Below are 18,430 nucleotides of genomic sequence, written 5' to 3'. Positions count from 1 at the left end.
GCACTTCGGTTCACAATCCCCCAAATGGGATGCTAGCGTGCGGGTTGGCATAAACCGCACGTTAACCAGGCTGCCAAAAATACGGGTACGGGGTAGAATTCGGTGATGGAAACTTGTTCACCCTCAACACTTCTAGTTCATGGCAGATAATCCGAACGGTCCGGCGGACTCCCCCCCGACGGCTGATGAAACTAATCAAGGCAAACCTGCGGAGCATGTCCCTTTCACGCTTACGGCGGATAAGGTCCGTAAATTCCCAACTACGTCCGGAGTTTACATCTTCAAGGATGACAAGGGACGCGTAATTTACGTCGGCAAAGCAAAGAACCTCCGCTCGCGGGCCGGGTCGTACTTCTTAGCGGAAGCAGCAATCGATCAGCGAACCGGTTATTGGGTAAATGAAATCGCCGATGCTGACTTTCTGGAAACGGAAAACGAGGTCGACGCCTTGTTAGCGGAATCGCGGCTGATCAAAGATGTCCAGCCGAAGTACAACAAGGAACAAAAAGACGACAAAACGTTTCCTTACCTGATGATCACTCAGCGGGAAGATTTCCCTCGGGTCGAATTCACACGCGAACCTCGCGACAAGAATGCCAAGCTTTACGGCCCTTTTGCCAGTGCGAGTGCCCTGCGTGGTGCGATTCAGGTATTGCAGCGGATTTTCAAGTTCCGCACTTGTGATCTTGATATCGACGAAACAGACGAACGCTGGAAATGGTTTCGTCCTTGTCTGCTCGCCAGTATCGATCAGTGCACTGCTCCGTGCAATTTGCGGATTAGCAAGGAAGAGTATCGTAAGGACATCCGTCGCCTGCAAATGTTCCTGGAAGGAAACGGAACACGTCTGGTAAAGCAGTTGCAAGAGGAGATGCTCGAAGCCTCGAAAAACTTGGAGTTTGAGAAAGCCGCGAAGCTGCGGGATGAGATCAACATGCTTGATCGTCTCGACGAACGAGGGGAACTCGAAACGCATGCTCAGCCCGAGGTATTCTACGTTGATCCCAAGAAGGGCTTAGCAGGCCTCCGCAAGGTGCTCGGCCTGGCAACCACGCCGCGGACCATTGAAGGGGTCGATATCGCACACCTCGGCGGCAGCGACACGGTGGCCAGTTTGGTACAGTTCCTTGACGGACTGCCGTTCAAGCCAGGATACCGCCGCTTCAAAATTCGCGGTGTCGATGGGGTCGACGACTTTCGGAGTATCCACGAGGTCGTCGCTCGGCGGTTCAAACGCCTAAGTGACAACTCGGAAGTCTTTCCGGATATTTTGTTGATCGACGGTGGCAAAGGGCAGCTTAACGCAGCGATGGCAGCATTTCGGGATCTGCGAATCGAGCCCCCAACGGTCATCTCGCTAGCCAAACGCGAGGAAGAAGTCTACCGCCCCGGCGAAAGCGAGCCGATTCGCCTGAGCCGCCATTCGTTCGCCCTGCGACTGCTGCAGTACGTGCGGGACGAGTCGCACCGCTTCGCTCAGCATTATCATCACTTGCTGCGAGAAAAACGGACGTTCGATCGATAGATTCGAGCGGTTTGGTCAGGTAAACTCGGAAACCTGAACTCATCCATTTCGGCACGGAGGCAATCGGCATGGCTCGCAACGAGCAACTCATCCGGCAGCATAAGATCTTGCAAATCCTCGAGCGTTATCGCTACGGCTGCCTGCTGGAAGAGATCCGTGACGCACTGGTCGAAGAGCTCGGACTCTCATCGCTGCATACGCGGACCGTTCGCCGTGATATTGAATCATTACAATCCGCCGGTCTCGATATCGATGTTCACGATTCAGGTCGGGGGCGGGTTTGGAAGCTAGGTTCCAGCGGTCGCGGCATGCACAAGATTACCGCTTCTGCGACGGAGTTGATCGCACTCTCGCTGGGACGCGATCTGCTGCTTCCTTTGTCGGGAACGCCCTTCTGGGTTGGGATTGAATCGTTCTGGACCAAGATCCAAGAACAGCTTCCTGAAACAACCTGGGATCACTATCGCAAATATCGCCAGGTGCTTTATGTGACCGGATTAGCAGCGAAGAATTATTCTTCACAGGAAGGGACGTTGAAAAACCTCAATCGCGCGATCCACCAGCACCGGATCGTGGAGGTCGCCTATCAAAAGCCGGGACAGCCTTCCCCCAGCCAGCGAAGACTCGAACCGTACGGAATCGTTTTCCACCAAGGAAGCATTTACATCGTGGCCGCCGCTAGTGAACTCCCAGTGGGTGATCCCAACCGAATCCGGCACTGGAAGCTCGATCGTTTCAAGAAGGCGGAAGTCACGGATGACTATTTCAAGCTTCCCAAAGACTTCGACTTGGAAAAACACTTAGGCGGTTCGATCGGAATCTTCGCGGCCCACAAGCCGATGGACTTTAAGATTAAGATCTCCGCAATCGCGGCCAACTGGGTCGTCGAAGATCCCTGGCATCCCGAACAATCCGTCGAACTACAAAACGATGGTTCGATTGTCTTAACTGTGAAAGCCGCACACGAACTCGAAATCATTCCGCGCGTGCTGGCATTGGGACCAGAAGCGGAGGTCCTCGCCCCGAAATCGACGCGTGAAGCCATTAAGGCTCGCGTGCAGAAGATGGCCGAGGTCTACGAGAAACGCTGACCCGATCCACGCCAAGTAACAAGGCCTTGTTCATCGGCTGGCACCTGAGCATGACTTGGCAATATCGGCGGATTGAAAAGGTAAACGGTGGCGGCGATTGGCTGGCCGTCGAGCGTTTCACAGTCGACCACTTCACGTGAGTAAAGCTCAGGGTATCCTTCCACTTCGTCGAGCACCGCCAAGATTCGCTCTTCTTGTTTCGCGGGAAATAACCAAATCTCGCCCGCTACCCGGGTTTCTCCTTCGATCTTCATACCAGGATAATCGGCGACTTCCCACAAGCTACCAGGCGTCGAACCACGCAGTACGGCGATCGGTCGGCAGGGCCAGTGCTTCTCGCGAACTTCCCCACGCTTCAACGTTCCGTAGGCAAAAAAAGCAACGACTTCGTCAGACATCTTAAAACAAGCTCGGTGTCGAGGATTTTGCGGAGGACTTCTTACGTGCTGACTTCGGCTTGGCGGTCTCTGCAACGACCGCTTGTCCGTCGAGTCGATGAATCGGGTTATCCCCTTTCAACGATTGTACCTTGGCCACGAGCGGTTGATGGCATGTCAACAGAATGATTTGAATTTCAGGATCGAAATCAGCAAGCACCTTCAGCGTAGCGACCTGACGATCGTCGTCGAAGTTCACCAGTATATCGTCCATCAACACGGGCAACGGTTCAGCGCCTTGGCAATAGTGGCGAATGTACGCCAGACGAATCGCCAAGTACAACTGCTCGCGTGTGCCGGTGCTCAGTTCGACAGGCTTCTTCCGAATATCCCCCTGCCCCACCAATAGCAGCCCGCCTTCTTTCTCCAAGTCGGGTTCGACCTTCACATAACGCCCTTCGGTCATCCGCTCCAAAAGTTCGCTGATCGAAGCTAACAGCTGCCCCGAGTTTTCTTCCCGGAACGCCTTCATCGCGCGGGCCAGCATTTCTTTGGCAATCAGCAGTGGCCCCAGACGATCAAGACAATCAGAGAGATCGGACTGAAGCGACTCGATCTTTCCTTGGGCAATCACGGCCCGACTAGAAAGATCGACTTCGCGCAGACGTGAATTGAGTTCACCCAGTTGTTGATTGGACTGGGCGAGATTTTCCTGAATACCAGCAAACTCACGTGTCACCTCGTTGAGATCGAGTTCAAGCTGATCACGATCGAGGCTCGCAAGTGCTTCCTGAAACGACGTGGGCTCTTCTGATTCACGCACCAAGGCTAGTTCATTTTCCTTGGCTGCGATTTCCTCTTCCATCTTGTGGCGAGCACGAACGGTTTGCGAAACGCTCTCCAGTTCTTCGTCGCTGTTGACAGCAACTTGCTTCCGCCACTTGGCCAATCGGGCCTCCAATTCCGCATGTTCCGCTTGACGGTTCTCGTGTGTTTGTGAGGTCACCTGCCGTTCGAATTGCAGTTCCTTCCGCCTCGAATGACGACGTTCGGCCTCCGTTAACAATGTCCCCAGGCGTTCGGCCGCATGTTCTGGCGGCATTTCTTCAAGCGATTCCGCGGTGGACTCCAAGACGGTTTGAACTTGCTGTTGAAAATCAATCAACCCCGCCTCCATGTCCGAGATTCGCTGCTCCAGCTTGGCCGCGCTAGTCAAATGCCCCTGAATCTCGTCGATCGCCGAGATCAATTCGCCCGCCAACTCAATGTCAACGTCACCGAGAGATTGAAAGATGGTCAAGATCTCGCTACCACGAGCTTCGATCTCGGCGAGTTGCTGTTGTCGCTTCTCTTGCTGTTGTTGTGACGATCGGCGTTCGTCCTGCTTCGATTCGATACGAATCCTCAGTTCCGTCTGCTTTTCTCGAAAACCCTCAGCTTCACGTAGATAAGCATCGATCCAGCTTAACATCTCCATGGTCGACACCTGCTCGGGCAACTGCTTCGTATCAGCCAGGAGCTTCGTCGTCGCTTCGATTCGTTTTTCGAGAGGCTGCAGTTCATGCCGCTTGCGATCGATCTCGGCATGAATCTGGACTAACTCCAAATACGCGAGACGCCAAGCGTTCATCTCACGAGGGGACTTTGGGTGGATGCCACACGTTCTCCATTCGGCTTCCCATTCGGCGAGCAAGCGTGTTTGCTTCTCATTCAGATTTGTAACGTGCGATTGACGTCCTTCAAAACGCTCTTCCAGAGTCGCGATTTGTCCGGCGACTGCTTGATGTTCGGCCAGCAACTGGGCATTGCGATAACGTTTATCGGCCATCACATCCGATTCTTTTATTTGGCCTTCAAACGCTTCCGTCTGTGGGTGAAGTTCGTCACGAGCCAGGCTGTCCGATTCGCCCAGCAAGATTTGCCGCAGAGACTTCCAATTCGCATCCCGTTTGCCGCGGCTTTCGTCCAATAAATCTTGCGAAACCAAATCAACGCCTTGTTCCATGCGGCGTAGTTCATCTCGTTTGGCAACGAGCTCTTCGTTCGTTTCGCGAACGGTACGTTCGGCACTGCGAATCTCTTCTGCAATGACTTGCAGCTGCTGATCGAACTTCGTAATTGTCGACTCCATCGGTACCGGCAGGGCGTTTTCCCAGTTCAATTCTTCCGTCAGAACCGACTCGATACTTGCACTTCTCTGGGAAACCTGCATTGTCAAATCGGAAATCGCCGCTTCCAACTCGCGTTTTTCTTTGATGGCCTCGGCCAACGGTTGGCGACTGGTGCGCAACTTATCGACCAACTCTTGCGATTTGACTGGGATGGCGTCCAAAGTCGCTTCCAGCTCGAGGATTTCGCGATCAAGTCGCTCCAGTTCCGGGGCTTGCGATTCCAATTCGGTTAGTACGCGTTGCCGTTTGCGAGCGAGCTGCTGGATGCTGTTTCGGTCGGCGAATGTCAATTCGAATTGGCCAACCTGATCGAGCTGTAATTTTGGATCGATTCGTCGCAGGATGCGTAGAGCTTCGTCGAGATCATGCTCCCGCTCTTGTTGACGAACCGGAATGTCGCGACGGTAATTGCGGACTTCCTTGATGCCAAAAACCAGCGAGCGGATTGCCTCGCCTGATTCAATCAACGCCTCGTTGAACTCGATATCGCCAACTTCTTTTTCGATACGAGCCAAATCGCGGACGAGGTCATCGATCTCACTAGCCAGCTTCTTGGCCTGATTACGTGTCTGCGCGAGTTCATCCAACGCATCGGCGGGAAAGGAACTTGGTGCATCGAGCTTGGCGAGCTGTTGCTGCTTGGACTGCAATTCGATCCATAGCGGATGAGCTCGCTTCAACCGATCGAGATGTTGTTGACGACGAAACACCTGATCCCGAACGGCTTGAAGTCGCGTCAGTTCTTCCTCACATCGATTGGCCTGACTGAGCCACTCTTCGTATTCGGCCGGACGAAGAGAGGATTCTTTCAGCTCGGACTTTAAGCTTTTGATTTCTGCCAGAATGCTATTGATCTGCTGTTTCTGACCTCGACTTTTGAACAGATTGTCGGCTTCCTCCTCAATGCTCTTGATCAGTTGCTTGTAATCATGCAATCGCCCGAGTCCACCACCGAACAGTGCTTCGTCGAGGTTCGCTTCCTTCAAGCTTTCCTCGCCGGTGGCGAGCTCCTGGAGCGAGAAACCGAAGACATGCTGATACATCTGCTGATCGGCACCACTAAGCAGTTGTTGCCAGCGCACTTCATCAACCGATTCTTCACTCGTTACATAGCCACCGCTAAGTGTGTTCTTGTTCCCCTGACGGCGAACAATCTCTAGTTCGCTTCCATCTTTGAGCGTGAGCTGGGCAGTCGCTCGCATCTTTTTCGTTTTGGAATCTGGTGCGAACGGATTACTCCCAGCATGCGCAAAGCCGAACAGGAGCTCACGTACCGATTGTAGCAGCGTTGATTTCCCTGCTTCATTCCGGCCGTAGATCAGCTGCAGCCCTTGTTCGGCGAAGGGAAATGTCTGTTCGGCATGAATGCCAAAGTTTTCGAGGTCGAGTCGGCGGAGTTTCACGAGTTCTGTGCCCCTAGTCGGCTACGGAGAAGTTGCTTGGCGGCTTCCATCCATTGCGGTAAGCGCTGATCAAGCGTGCCTTCTTCACTCAAGTTGATGTGGGCGGCTGTGATTTTATCAAGGACCGGTTTAACCAATTCCTGCAACTGCTGGTTCGCTTCCGGATCGTCTTGTGTTTGATCAAATTGTTGGGCAATTGCTTGCCACAGTTCGTGGGCATCACGCGTGATCGCGTCTTCCACAGGTCGTGTATCGAAACGAATCTTCTCGATCCACACTTCATCGTCGACCGATTCAGCGGCCGCAAAGATTTGCTGGTATATTTCGGCCCGTCGAATCAGGTCGGAGAGTTCCTCGTGTACCTTGGTCGCCCCGGAGAAGGTTAATCGAAATGCAGAACTCAATCCGCCGTGCCGTGTGTGTTGGGTTTGGATGGCCTGGCCAGCTTTGGCCAACACGCCATCGAGCGAAGTATCATTTGAAACGTCAACGATTAATTCCTGCCAGCGAAGCGTATCGGTGCTGTGGAACTTGACTTCCTTAAGCGACTCTCCTTCGATCTCGCCGATCAGGCAGCCTTTGTCGCCAGCTTCGCGAATGTGACGTCCTTGAGGATTCCCACTGTAAGTGACATACGGCTCGACACAAATCGGCTCGGCGTTTCGCAAATGAATATGCCCCAGCGCCCAGTAGTCGTACCCTTTGCTCTTCAGAACTTCCAATGAGGTCGGGGCATAGGTGTCGTGCTGTTCGCTACCGGTCAAGCTGGTATGCAGCATACCGACGTTGAACATTCCGTTGATCCTTTCGGGATAACGAGCCGCCAAGTCGATTTCGACTTTCTGATCGGCGAACCCTTGTCCGTGAATCGCTACGCCCAGGTCTTCCAACACGATTGTCGTCGGCTCGTCATGCGGGAGTTCAACGACATTCGAAGGCCAGCGAATCTTACGTTGAATCTGACTGACGGCATCGTGGTTACCACGAATGTAATAGACGCCGATACCCGCTTCTTCCAGTCGACGAAACTGCCCTGCCGCCCACTGCCCAGAGTGCATGTCCTTCCATTCGCCGTCGAACAGATCGCCCGCGATTAGGACGAAGGCAACTTGTTCCTTCAACGCCAGGTCGATGATCCGCTGGAGTGCGGTACGGGTAGCCCGCTGTACCGTGCGCATCATCGTCTCGTCACGCATCGCCAAGCCACGCAGAGGGCTATCGATGTGGAGATCGGCGGTGTGGATGAATTTCGTCATGTCGTCGGTTCTTCCAGCCAATTGATCACGCGTGGGCCGTGCACAAAGAACAACGTTCCGCGGATGGATGATAAGGGAAGTTGAAACATCTTGGCGACCGCACGGCGATAACAGTCGATTTGCGGGCGATAGTGCGTAACCTTTTCGTCAAGTCGCTCTTCACTATCGAACTGATCGGTCTTGAAGTCGATCACATCCGCCGCGATCAGTTTGTCATTTTGTCGCACCAATGCAAGACGATCGATCGAGCCCCGCAACACTCCCCCTTCATGTGTAATCGCAAAGGGAAATTCGCAGCGAATCGAGACTTCACATTCGGTAGTGGAATTCCACCAAGGAGTTGTCTGATATCCTGCGGAAGACAACAGTCCGATTGCTTCCGGCGATTTCAGTAGTGACTCGAACTTGCGGAATGCGTTCTCATACGGGAACTCGCCAAACAAAGTTCGCGCGGAAGCGATCATCTCGCTGCGTTCCACGCTAAAACCTTCCAGCCAATTTATCGACTCGAACCAATGATGCATGGCCGAGCCGTAATGCATGCCAGCGTTGTTCGTTTCGCTACGGAGGAGATCCTTGACGCGGCGGAGTCGTCCTCCTTCGAGCGAGGAAGGAGCAACAAACTCGCCCAAGGCGAAATTGTCGGCTTGTTTCAATGTAACTGGCAAGCGTGTTTCACTGGCGGAAGCCTGATCGTCAGACTCGGCGACTTCCTGTTCGACCTGTTTGTACCAGACGGGATCGCCGTCGTGATACAGAAGCCGCTGTTCAATTGGATACGGCGTATCGGCAAGGCCATTCAGCACGATCCCTGCGAACGATTTGGATGGCCCATCGCCCCCTGATTTCGGCTGGGGACGAGGCGCGACCACCATGTGCAATGCATGGACGGCCCGGGTCAATGCGACGTACAGCACGCACAAGGATTCGACCACATTCTTCTGCTGTGCTTGTTCGAACATCTCTTGAATGGGCTCTGGCAATAATTGACGCAGATTTTCAGAGATGTAATGGGTTACACCGCGGATCGGTCCGATCTGATCTTCTCGCTCCAGGACGAAGCTATCCGATTGAGATGGAATTCGGTTGTCGAGTTCTGGCAGAAAGACCGCATCAAACTCTAAGCCCTTCGATTGATGAACATTCATCACTCGGACAGCCGCACTCGAAGAATCCCCAACCCGCTGCGATTCGATGAACCGGACAAAATCTTGTGGGCGAAGCGTTGCTTTCGACTGATAGGCAAAGGCCAATCGTTGCAACTGTTCTAAACGACGTTCTTCCCGCGGCGAGCATTTCGGCTGAATCAATTTTGCCCAACGACCGATGGCTGCACCGTAGCCATCGACCAGCAATTCGTACCGAAGTTTGTTTGCCACCGACTCCCAGTTTGCCGGTTTACCTCCCTCAAATTCCAGCAATGTGGCCAGCGGAGATTCGAGTACATGAAACCGAGCCGCCGTGTTGCCTGGGTGATCGATCCACTCAAGCAGCGAAAGAATCAACTGAACGGCCGCCGAATCAGTGAGAGGGTTGCCCCCTTCTTCACTGGCCATGACATTGCGTTGGCGAAGCAGGTAGATCATTGAAGCGATTGTCGCGTTGCGACGCACCAAGACCCCGATCGTGACGTGCGGTGCCTTGTGAGCGAGTTCCGCAACCAGGTCCGCCGTTCGCCGCAAGACCATCTCTTCGCTTGGTTTACCTTCGATGTCGAGTGCCGCCGTTTCCAGCGTCACGTGTCCTGGCAACTCGGTACGAGCCGTCTCATGGTCGTGAAAAAAACGCAGCCAATGATCGATGCCTGCTCGTAATTTCCCGGCTGCGGGGAAGTCTTTCAAGCGGCCGAAGATCTTGTTGACCGTTTGCATGATGATAGGCGAAGATCGGTAACTACGATCCATGTCGACCGAATCGATGCCTGGCAGCGTGTTCTCGACGGCATCGAAGATCTCTGCCACACCACCACGCCAGGCATAAATGGCCTGCTTCATATCGCCGACGCAGAGCAGCGACCGGTCTTGAGGTTGCTGAGCGATCTTCTGAGCGACTGGACGAATCACTTCCCATTGTGTGGGCGAGGTATCTTGAAATTCATCCAGCAGCAAGTGCTCGATTTTACGATCGAGTCGAAACTGATTCTGAATTTCGGAATTCTTTTCCAAGGCATCGCTCAGTTTGCGCGTTACATCTTCGAAGCGATATCCGCGTCGTTGCCATTTCAGGCGTTCGTACTGCTCGTGAAATTGTGATAACAGCTGATATGCGCCACGATTTTGATCAACCGTACGACCAATCAAAATGCTTTGAACATAGCGAATCAACGTTTGATAAACGCGAATGATCTCTTTTGGAATCGGCTTGCGGCTGAAGACTTCTTCGCCTGCGACTACCTTCGGCGTGATTCCTGTGTCGAAGAACTTAGGCCAGTTCGAACTACGAAACCGCTCGACATCGGCATCGATTGCCTTCTTAAGCGACTTCGCATCGGTTTGGTAGCTCTCCAAAAAATGGATTGCATCCTCGACCTCTTTCTCCTTCGGCGCGGCCGAGGCGGTTAGAACCTGCCATGATGCTTCGGTGGATTCGAGGAAGATTCCGTACAGATCGTTTACCAGGTTCATCACCAATCGGGAAACGCTTCGCTCGGAACTTCCCTTGCTCAACAAGTGAAGTAATTGAACGACTTCGCTCGTCTCTGGATGCGAGAGTACCCGATTCACGGCGTCCATTCGCAGCCGCTGGTCGTCGACGTCGTCAAGAATATTCCAGTCGGGTGGCAAACCTAACTCGAAGCTAAAACACTGCGCCAAGCGTATGAAGTGACTATCAAGCGTCTTCACTTGCAGTCGATGCATTTGCTGCGGAATTTGGCGAAGGGCTTCCAAGCATTCGCTTTGCGTGAGCGGTTGCCCTTCAATGGAAGCGTTAAGCTCTGCCAATCTCTTCGGGCTGGCGGCTGCGTCCGCCAGACGCATCATGATACGATCGAGAATCTCACCGGCCGCTTTTCGCGTAAACGTCGTCGCCAAGATTTCATCCGGACGGCCACTGTGCGCAACGATGCCTAGGTATCGACTCGACAGGCGATAGGTCTTACCACTACCAGCCGAGGCGCGAATCAACGTATTCGGGAAGGGAGACGCCGCGTTCATTGGGTGACCTCCCATTTGCCGAGAACCGTGTCCTGACAGATTCGAGAGAACTCGTCGATGTACTGCATTTCGGCAGGCGGAAAGAAGTTTCCGGCTCTTATATTTCGGATGGCATCAACGATGGTTGCGTCTGCTTGATCGAGATCATCTTCAGTCCACTTTGCTACGCGGAAGCGAAACTCCTCGCCGAGTTTAGGAAGCGTGATATAGCCAAGCGATACCGGACCTTTGACGCCTACCGCTTTAACTAGGTGCCGATAAAACGGCAACTGCACACCGGTCCATACTTTCTCGTTGCGTGGACCTGATTGATGATCTTTCTCGGGGTCGCTTACGCTATCGCCCGTCTTGTAATCCCACACGGCCCATTCACCCGTTTCCGGATTGTGGTCAATCCGGTCAATTCGTCCTTCGAGTTCGATCTCCTTCTTATCAACTTTGATCGTAGGATAAGGACTTTCGATTTCAACCTCGGTTCGTTTGATCAGCCAGCCCTCTTGCCGGTGCAGCGACTGACCGCGTGCGAAAGCACGTAAACGTAGCCTTAGCTGTTCGATTTGTAATTTAATAGTTGCCTGTGGATCCTTGCCGTATCGTTTGAGGGCAACATCGCTGAGCGTATCAGACAGAAAGTCAAAGATCACCTTTTCATCCGTCGAATCTTTCACGTCTCCGGTACCGAAGGCTTGCAGCGTATCGTGAGCCAGGTTTCCAAACGCGCCCCCGTCAAGTTCTGTCGCCCAGTCATCATCTCCTTTGAGCCGTGCGACGTATTTCAGATAGAAGCGATAAGGGCACTTCAAATACTGATTGATGCGAGTGGCGGAAAAGCGATCCCACGACGGCATCTCATATTCACCCGGAGCAGGAATGACAATGCGTTGGCGATGATCACGCGTTTCTGAACTGGGTTGCTTCGCACTATTCAGTGGCGTCTGAGCCGAACCAAAGAACTTTTGCACGCGTTGCGGTAGGTCCGTTGTATCCCCCGTAAAGAGCAATCGACTAGGTGCCAGCGGGTCGCCATCCGCGTTTCGTTTGGGCACGATCCAAGCAGTTACTTTACGCGTGTGCTGAATCACCTGAACTTGATACGCATCGCGAGCATAGCGAAGTGAATCGTCTTCCAGGCCCAATAGTTTTCGTAACGTATTTGGCAAAAACAAATCGGCCGAATTGGAACTCGGAATCAACCCGTCGCTAAAGCTGGTTACAATGCAAACAGGGGCGTCCATTAACGGCAGTTCGAGCCAACCGAGTGCCTCGATCGACTCGGGATCATGTTCGGCCGGCACCATGAGCGAGGCAAGTTGGTTCCTTAGGACTCTCATCATGTCCGTCGAAACGCATGGCAATGAAAGCGATTCGGGAATCTCGCTCCAGGCAGCCAAAGCGTCATTGATGGAGGAAAGGGGACGAGCGATGCGTTGGTTATCACTTGAATCTAGGTCAATCATCCGCTCGCCATAGATGGCCTGGAGCAATTCACGAATGCGCTCGGCCCACTCGGGCAAAGTCAGCTTGTCGGTGGCGAATGGCGTGGTCAATTCGGACAGCGCCGTGACCGCTTCACCTAGTTTCTCGTCGATCAGCTTGCTACTCACTTCGTCTGGCAAGCGATCGTTAAACCAGGCATCTAACTGTTCGATGCCTGGATTAAAGAACTTCAGATAACCGAACAAGTCTGGGTGCCGCACCGCGGACGCCAGGGCTTGGTATCGGCGCGTTTGAGAAAGCTCGATCACACATTCCAACAAGCGAAACGGCAGCGAGGCCGTAACAGGCTCACCAGGACCGTAGCGACATTTGAGTCCATGCTGTTGGAAAATCCGGCGAATTTCACCCAGGAGCGACTCTTCTGGCAGACCAATAATAATGTCCTTGGCGGAATACTGCTCGGCAACCTGAGCGATGGTGCCTACAGCTTGATCGGCTTGCTGTGTCGGTCCATCGACAATGGCAATCGATTGCCAATCGAGGTCGATCGCCTCTTCTTCCCAAGCGTCGGCGATCAGACAACCATGTTCATCGAAATGATTACTCCAGGCTTCCGGAGCCCCGACCAAGGCCGTGATTTCCCCTTGTTTGGCAGCGACTTGATCGAGCATCTGACGCGTAACACGGTTCAAGTCGACCGTCCCCAATAGGACGATGTGTTCATCACAATGACACTCGTTATGTTTCACGGCATATAGGCGGGCCGATTGTTTGTCCCAGATTTTTAGAGCATCAAGACGCTCGAGATAGGCAGATTGGAGACGGGCAAGAACGTCCCAGCGGGCTTGTTCGGTGAATCCTTCCAGTGACTGCGCTTTTTCTGCCACCTCGGTGAAGTCGAACGCGTTGGAAATCAACTCGCGATAAACCTTCCGGACGGCATCGCCGAAGTCTCGCCAACTGGCGAAATCGGTCGTTTCTGGCGGCTGAGGAATAAGTGGCGCAAGTTCGGCAGGGGAAACACTACGAAGCGTCTCACCCCAGGCAAACTGCTGCGTCAATTCCGATGCGAAAGGAAATCGCGCGTCGTATAGATGCTCAGGCAACAAACCAACCGTAATCACCTGAGGGGGGATGAGCGAGCGACCATCCTTTTCGACGCGCTGAACGAGCAGTTCCTGCAGACGTCGACTCGCCAAACCGCCAGGTACGACCACCAAGCAGCGGGAAAGGTCAACCAGGGGTGGGTCGCTGGTCGTTACCCCCATGGTGCGGATCAGCCAATCGGCCGCCGACGGTAAAATGGGCTCGTCCCAGGATAGAAATTTACGCGATATTGGCATCAGGCCATCCCTGGAGAAAATCTTGTCCGTGTCCCTCGTAGGATACAGCCCCTCGGCATGGAGGAGAAGTCACCTAAAGAGTGGCATTACGGATCAAGTCTCTCGCAGGGACATGACACGTTAGGTCACACGGTCTCTAAAACCGCGGGAGTTCGCTGCAAAATCTCGTCGTAAACCGATGCGACACCACGGGCCATGGCCATGTCAGAGAACGATTCCGCATGACGCTCCATGGCGTTGCGACGCATCGCTCGCCAGTCCACGGTACCGATCAATATCGATTCGATTCGTTGCGCCAAGTTATTGGGATCGTTCGGAATCGCGATGATTCCACTTTCGCCATCAATGATTGCCTCGGTGACTCCTTCCACGTCGGTCGCGACGACCGGCACTCCGGTGGCCATTGCTTCGAGAACAACCATCGGCAGTCCCTCACCGAACAGGCTAGGCAGGACAAAGAGATCCATTTTTGCGAATTCGGAGACCACATCGTTCGTGAAACCGACCCAGTCGATCGCTTCGGCTAATCTCAACTGAGTGACCAACGACTTGATCTTTTGTTCGTAGTCAGGCGTTTCAAAACGACCGACAGCTCGTAGTCGAACCTGATGACCACGTTCGCGAAGCTGTGCCATCGCTTCCAATAACACCTCGAGGCCCTTGCGAGGTCGGAATAAGGCGACCGTTCCCAAAGTCCAGTCACCAACCGGGAGTTCGCGGTAAGGAACATCGAAAACCTGTGGTACCCCGTTATGGACCACAGCCAACCTGCTTTCAGGTACGCCGAGCGATTTCATGTGGGCCGCTAGACTGTTAGAAACGCACACAAGTTTCTCTGCCCGCGTAACTGAGACTTGTTCGATTCGCTGATTCACCCAGTTACGGAACTGATGCGTTGAATCTCGCGACGTGGGACTGTGAACATGATAGACGAAAGGAACATTCGCCAAATAGGCAGCTCCCATTCCGATCATCGCATTCCGAGGTGAATGGGCATGCACGATCTCAAAGTTTTCTTGCTTGATCAGGTCAGCAAGCGTCTTGGCTTTCCACAAGTCGAGACGGCTTCGCATCGGCAAATCGTAAATGGGGCCAACGCTTGCCGAGCGAGATTCTGCAAATTGCCCAGGCTTCAGACAAACGAAGCTTACATCGTAGCCGAAGCTTGGAAGACACTTGCCGAGTAGGTCTTGGACGCGTTCGGCTCCGGAATAAAATTCGCCGTTAATGACGTGTGCAACTTTGGCCAAAGGACGCAACTGCGGTTCTTCCGGCAAGGTTGCGATTTGTTGATCAGGCGGCGATAGAATGACATCAGACATGATGGGCTCGTCGTTTGAGTTGATTTTCTCAAACGTACGTTCCATCAAGCGTCACAGCTTGATCGATTTAGCCTTATGCGAACATTGCATGACGTCGTCGTTATCGTTTGTAACGATTGTGAGACGTTTCAATTACTCCCCGCTTAGCAATACCGCTAACTCGGGGAGTTTGGCGTAAAACAGATAACCTCCAGCGATCAACATCCCGAACGAAGACAGCCAAAGTCCGATATCCCAAAGCAGCCCTGGCGTAAGTCGCGCGTCAATTCGTCGGTATCGGTAATATAACGCTGCGAACGAAAGCATCGGAAGCATGATCGCTTGCATCACGCCGCTCAAAAGCACTAGTCGGGCGGGGGCTGGAATAAAGGCATATACAACGAAGCAAAGCAGCGGGAAGGCAATGTTGAAGACCGAAACGGTGTTGTGCAGTGCCTGGGGCGAAGGAGGGATGACTCCGAATAAGCGAATCCCGTCTGCATCGACGCGTGCATGCCCGGCGTTAGCGACAAAGAATGTGGAATACAGGACTGCGAACGCACCAAACAAGAATAGTGTAGGAGCGATCGCGCCGAAAACAGGTTCGTACATCACGCTTAACGTTCGGATCAATTCGGTGCTCTCTGGATTCATTCCGGCGCGTCCGAGAATTGCGGCCCCTAGCAAGTAGAACGCGATCGTGGCGAACGTATAGACGAACATCGATCCCCATGCGTCGAGTTGCATGACCTTCATCCAACCTGTGGCGCGCTTCGCCCAGCCCTCAGATGCTTCCCATGGGCCAGTGAATCGGGCATACCCTCGTTCGACGCACCAGTAGGGATAGGTGATCAACTCGGAAGCCCCGACACCAATGATGCCGAAGGTGGCGAGTGCCGTCACGACAGGCGTTGCTCCGGCGACGGTGGTTCCTGGCAAACTAAAGCTCAGCCCTTTTAGTACTTCACTGCCGGAGACAGCCCAGTCAGGAGAAAACTGCAATGCAAAGAGATTGCCGATGGTGACCAACGTAAAACTGGCAACCAAGATCGTCGAGAAGTTTTGGATGAAATGGTAACGCCCCATGTACAGCAATCCGGAGGTGATAACGGCAATGATCCCGGCCCACAGCTTGTCATCAATACTGACGATGGATTGCTTTAATTCCTCCATCGCTGAACGCGAGTTTTTTATTCGTTGATTTAGTTGTTTGATTTCTGCTTCGTCTGTTGTAGTGCTTAGTTGACTTTGAGTAGCTTGAATCGTTCGCCGTAGTTCTAAGTATTGCGTCGAAACATCGGACATATTGGCTTCTAAAGAATCTAGGCTTGCTTCTGCCAGAGCCAACGCAGGCTTGTCGTCGCGTTGCCGAGCAAGTCGCGCGAGTGTCTCCTGAATTTGAACCTCAGCTTGGGTCTTGGCGAATTCGTTGTACTGCTGTCCTCGTTCGGTCAGCGGGACACAGATTTGCATCGCCTGCCCCACCGCCCCGACGATACCACCTAGCTGCGCGAGACTGGCCAACGTCATCAACAGCCAATAAACCATCAACCAGTTGATGCTTCGGCGCTCTCCCCAGGCTCTGAAACGAACGGCAGGGCCTGGGATTTCATTCAATCCGTCAAGCGCGGTCTTACCGGAGGTAATCGTATAACGTCCGAACTCGACCTGAACAAATACTTTGATCACGCAGCCCAAGATGATGAGCCACAGAAGGGCGAACCCTGCCTCAGCACCCGTCTTAGTCGTAGCGATTAACTCGCCCGAGCCAACGATTGAGCCAGCTACGATTAGCCCAGGCCCGAGTCGCGTAAGCATGGAAGCGAAACGAGTAGGTGGATCCAGAGTGAGATCGATCTCGTCCGGTGTTTCTCCGGGAGGGGGCGCAGCTTCGCTCATGGGAGACAACGAGGTGAGGGGACATGCGTCCCGGGGGATGATGGAGGAGGTTGGCTACAGGCTAACCCATTTTGACAGGCTTGAAAAGAACTTGCCTGTGATAGAGAGAGAAGAGAGTGCGTGGCTGGAGCGCGGCGCGCTTCGACTACGGGTTGGCAGAATCGTAGTAAATGACTTCTTCTTCCATCGATTCGATTTCGCCATCAGCCTCGGTCGGACCAGCACCGTCAATCACCGTGTGAGTCGTTGAACTGTAGGGAGCAAAAGCGGACCCCGCGCGATGGCCGCTCATTTGCGCCTCGTCGAACGCCGCATACGAGTAGTCAAAAGGATGACTACACATCGAACAGCCCAAGCTGCTGGATAGCATAACAGTGGCGATCAGGTAGAGGGATGTTTTCATGGCATCGCAGCCTTGCAAAGGGAGCCGAATCGTCGAGGGATATCGTTTCCTTCCTTCTATCGACGTACCGAATCTGGCAAGTTGAGTCGAATTTAACGGTTACAACGGATTTACTGCCAACGAGTGCTAGCACTTAACAGCTCCCTCGCCCTGACTCTCTACGAAAAAAGCCAGCCTCGAAAACGAGGCCGGCCTTTCAATTTGAATTTGAATTTGCTGGGATTCACAAAACTAAGCGATCACACGATTTCGTTGCGCCATACGATCTCGCATCGTCGGCTGACCATCGATAACGCGGACCATGTCTTGCCATTCCAAGGTTTCAGTTCCCAGCACATCAACGATCGCCAGCAGTTCTTCCCAGTCATCTTCGTTGCCCACGGAGAAACGAAGATCATTCCGATCAAGCGATTTGGGGACCGGCAGCGTCTCTTGCTTAAATAGTTCGGGATAGTCGAGGAACGAGCTATTGATATGGTACGAATCGGCTACGGACTTCACTTCTCGGGCCGCTTTGGCTAGGGCCGAACTTCGAATCCACTCGGCAAAAAGCCCAATATTCGACCGACAAGCCGGCGAACCATCTTCCATTGAATATCCGATGTAGTCCTTTTTCTCGTGCTGCTGAGCGGTTGTCAGGAGACGATCAATCAGCACGGGATCGCAGAAGGGCGTTTCTAAAGGAACACGAACGACCGAACTGGATGGGTACTCAGCCGAAGCATCGGCCAGTCGGGCCAATGGAGTTGATTTCGTACTGAAATGGCAAGGGATATCGAGCGGAATCAAGTTCGCCAACTCGCGATACTGCGGTTCATCTGGCATAACGACCACGATACCGTCGATAAGTTCAGCCTCCGAAACGCGTCGAACCAGCCATTCGATCAGAGGTTTGGCGGCAAGCTTTCGACCGGCCAATTTACTGGGAGCCAATGCGTCGCTTCGCTGCTCTCCAGGTGCCAAATTGAGTTGGTCATCGATCTGAACGATGGCGAGGTGTTTCATCGCGGCAATCCTTTAGTGCGGGAGGGAGGTGCGGCCGCAGCACGCGGCCAGGGGTCTGCACTTG

At 53.4% G+C, this 18,430-nt stretch carries 11 protein-coding genes; 2 read left to right on the top strand and 9 right to left on the bottom strand.

Annotation, left to right across the window (positions count from 1 at the left end):
- Nucleotides 1-139: 139 nt before the first annotated feature.
- Both C5Y83_RS25335 and C5Y83_RS25330 read left to right on the top strand, forming a co-directional pair.
- Nucleotides 140-1,525 (top strand): excinuclease ABC subunit UvrC, encoded by a 1,386-nt coding sequence (locus C5Y83_RS25335; RefSeq protein ID WP_105332594.1) that lies wholly within the window; start codon nt 140-142, stop codon nt 1,523-1,525.
- Nucleotides 1,526-1,593: 68 nt separating this feature from the next.
- Nucleotides 1,594-2,616 (top strand): helix-turn-helix transcriptional regulator, encoded by a 1,023-nt coding sequence (locus C5Y83_RS25330; RefSeq protein ID WP_105332593.1) that lies wholly within the window; start codon nt 1,594-1,596, stop codon nt 2,614-2,616.
- On the opposite strand, the gene C5Y83_RS25325 is transcribed toward C5Y83_RS25330, so the two are convergent.
- The 9 genes from C5Y83_RS25325 to C5Y83_RS25285 form a co-directional block, all read right to left on the bottom strand.
- Nucleotides 2,601-3,014: a gamma-glutamylcyclotransferase gene (locus tag C5Y83_RS25325; RefSeq protein ID WP_105332592.1), complete on the bottom strand. Its 414-nt coding sequence runs from the start codon at nt 3,012-3,014 to the stop codon at nt 2,601-2,603. The genes C5Y83_RS25330 and C5Y83_RS25325 overlap by 16 nt on opposite strands.
- A 1-nt stretch (nt 3,015) precedes the next feature.
- Nucleotides 3,016-6,567, bottom strand: a complete 3,552-nt coding sequence (locus tag C5Y83_RS25320) for an AAA family ATPase (RefSeq protein ID WP_105332591.1) — start codon at nt 6,565-6,567, stop codon at nt 3,016-3,018.
- Complete coding sequence (locus tag C5Y83_RS25315; protein ID WP_105332590.1) at nt 6,564-7,823, bottom strand: exonuclease SbcCD subunit D; 1,260 nt, start codon at nt 7,821-7,823, stop codon at nt 6,564-6,566. The genes C5Y83_RS25320 and C5Y83_RS25315 overlap by 4 nt, the downstream gene beginning before the upstream one ends.
- Nucleotides 7,820-10,978, bottom strand: a complete 3,159-nt coding sequence (locus C5Y83_RS25310; protein WP_158262514.1) for a UvrD-helicase domain-containing protein — start codon at nt 10,976-10,978, stop codon at nt 7,820-7,822. Before C5Y83_RS25310 ends, C5Y83_RS25315 begins: the two co-directional genes overlap by 4 nt.
- The gene (locus tag C5Y83_RS25305; protein ID WP_105332588.1) at nt 10,975-13,758 is read right to left on the bottom strand and encodes a PD-(D/E)XK nuclease family protein; all 2,784 of its coding nucleotides are present in this window, start codon (nt 13,756-13,758) and stop codon (nt 10,975-10,977) included. The genes C5Y83_RS25310 and C5Y83_RS25305 overlap by 4 nt, the downstream gene beginning before the upstream one ends.
- Before the next feature lie 125 nt (nt 13,759-13,883).
- Nucleotides 13,884-15,080, bottom strand: a complete 1,197-nt coding sequence (locus C5Y83_RS25300) for a glycosyltransferase (protein WP_105333053.1) — start codon at nt 15,078-15,080, stop codon at nt 13,884-13,886.
- 132 nt (nt 15,081-15,212) lie between these two features.
- Nucleotides 15,213-16,958 carry an Nramp family divalent metal transporter gene (locus tag C5Y83_RS25295; RefSeq protein WP_199195134.1) on the bottom strand — a complete coding sequence of 582 codons (1,746 nt, stop codon included), beginning with the start codon at nt 16,956-16,958 and terminating at the stop codon, nt 15,213-15,215.
- Nucleotides 16,959-17,103: 145 nt separating this feature from the next.
- Entirely contained in the window at nt 17,104-17,361 is a 258-nt protein-coding gene (locus tag C5Y83_RS25290; protein WP_146117922.1) for a hypothetical protein, read from the bottom strand.
- Nucleotides 17,362-17,592: 231 nt separating this feature from the next.
- Nucleotides 17,593-18,366 carry an NTP transferase domain-containing protein gene (locus C5Y83_RS25285; protein ID WP_105332586.1) on the bottom strand — a complete coding sequence of 258 codons (774 nt, stop codon included), beginning with the start codon at nt 18,364-18,366 and terminating at the stop codon, nt 17,593-17,595.
- Between the last annotated feature and the right edge of the window lie 64 nt (nt 18,367-18,430).

The organism is Blastopirellula marina (genome assembly GCF_002967765.1).
Classification (GTDB): Bacteria; Planctomycetota; Planctomycetia; order Pirellulales; family Pirellulaceae; genus Bremerella; species Bremerella marina_A.
Note: the sequence above shows the minus strand (reverse complement) of the source record. Positions and strands in the feature narration are given on the sequence as shown.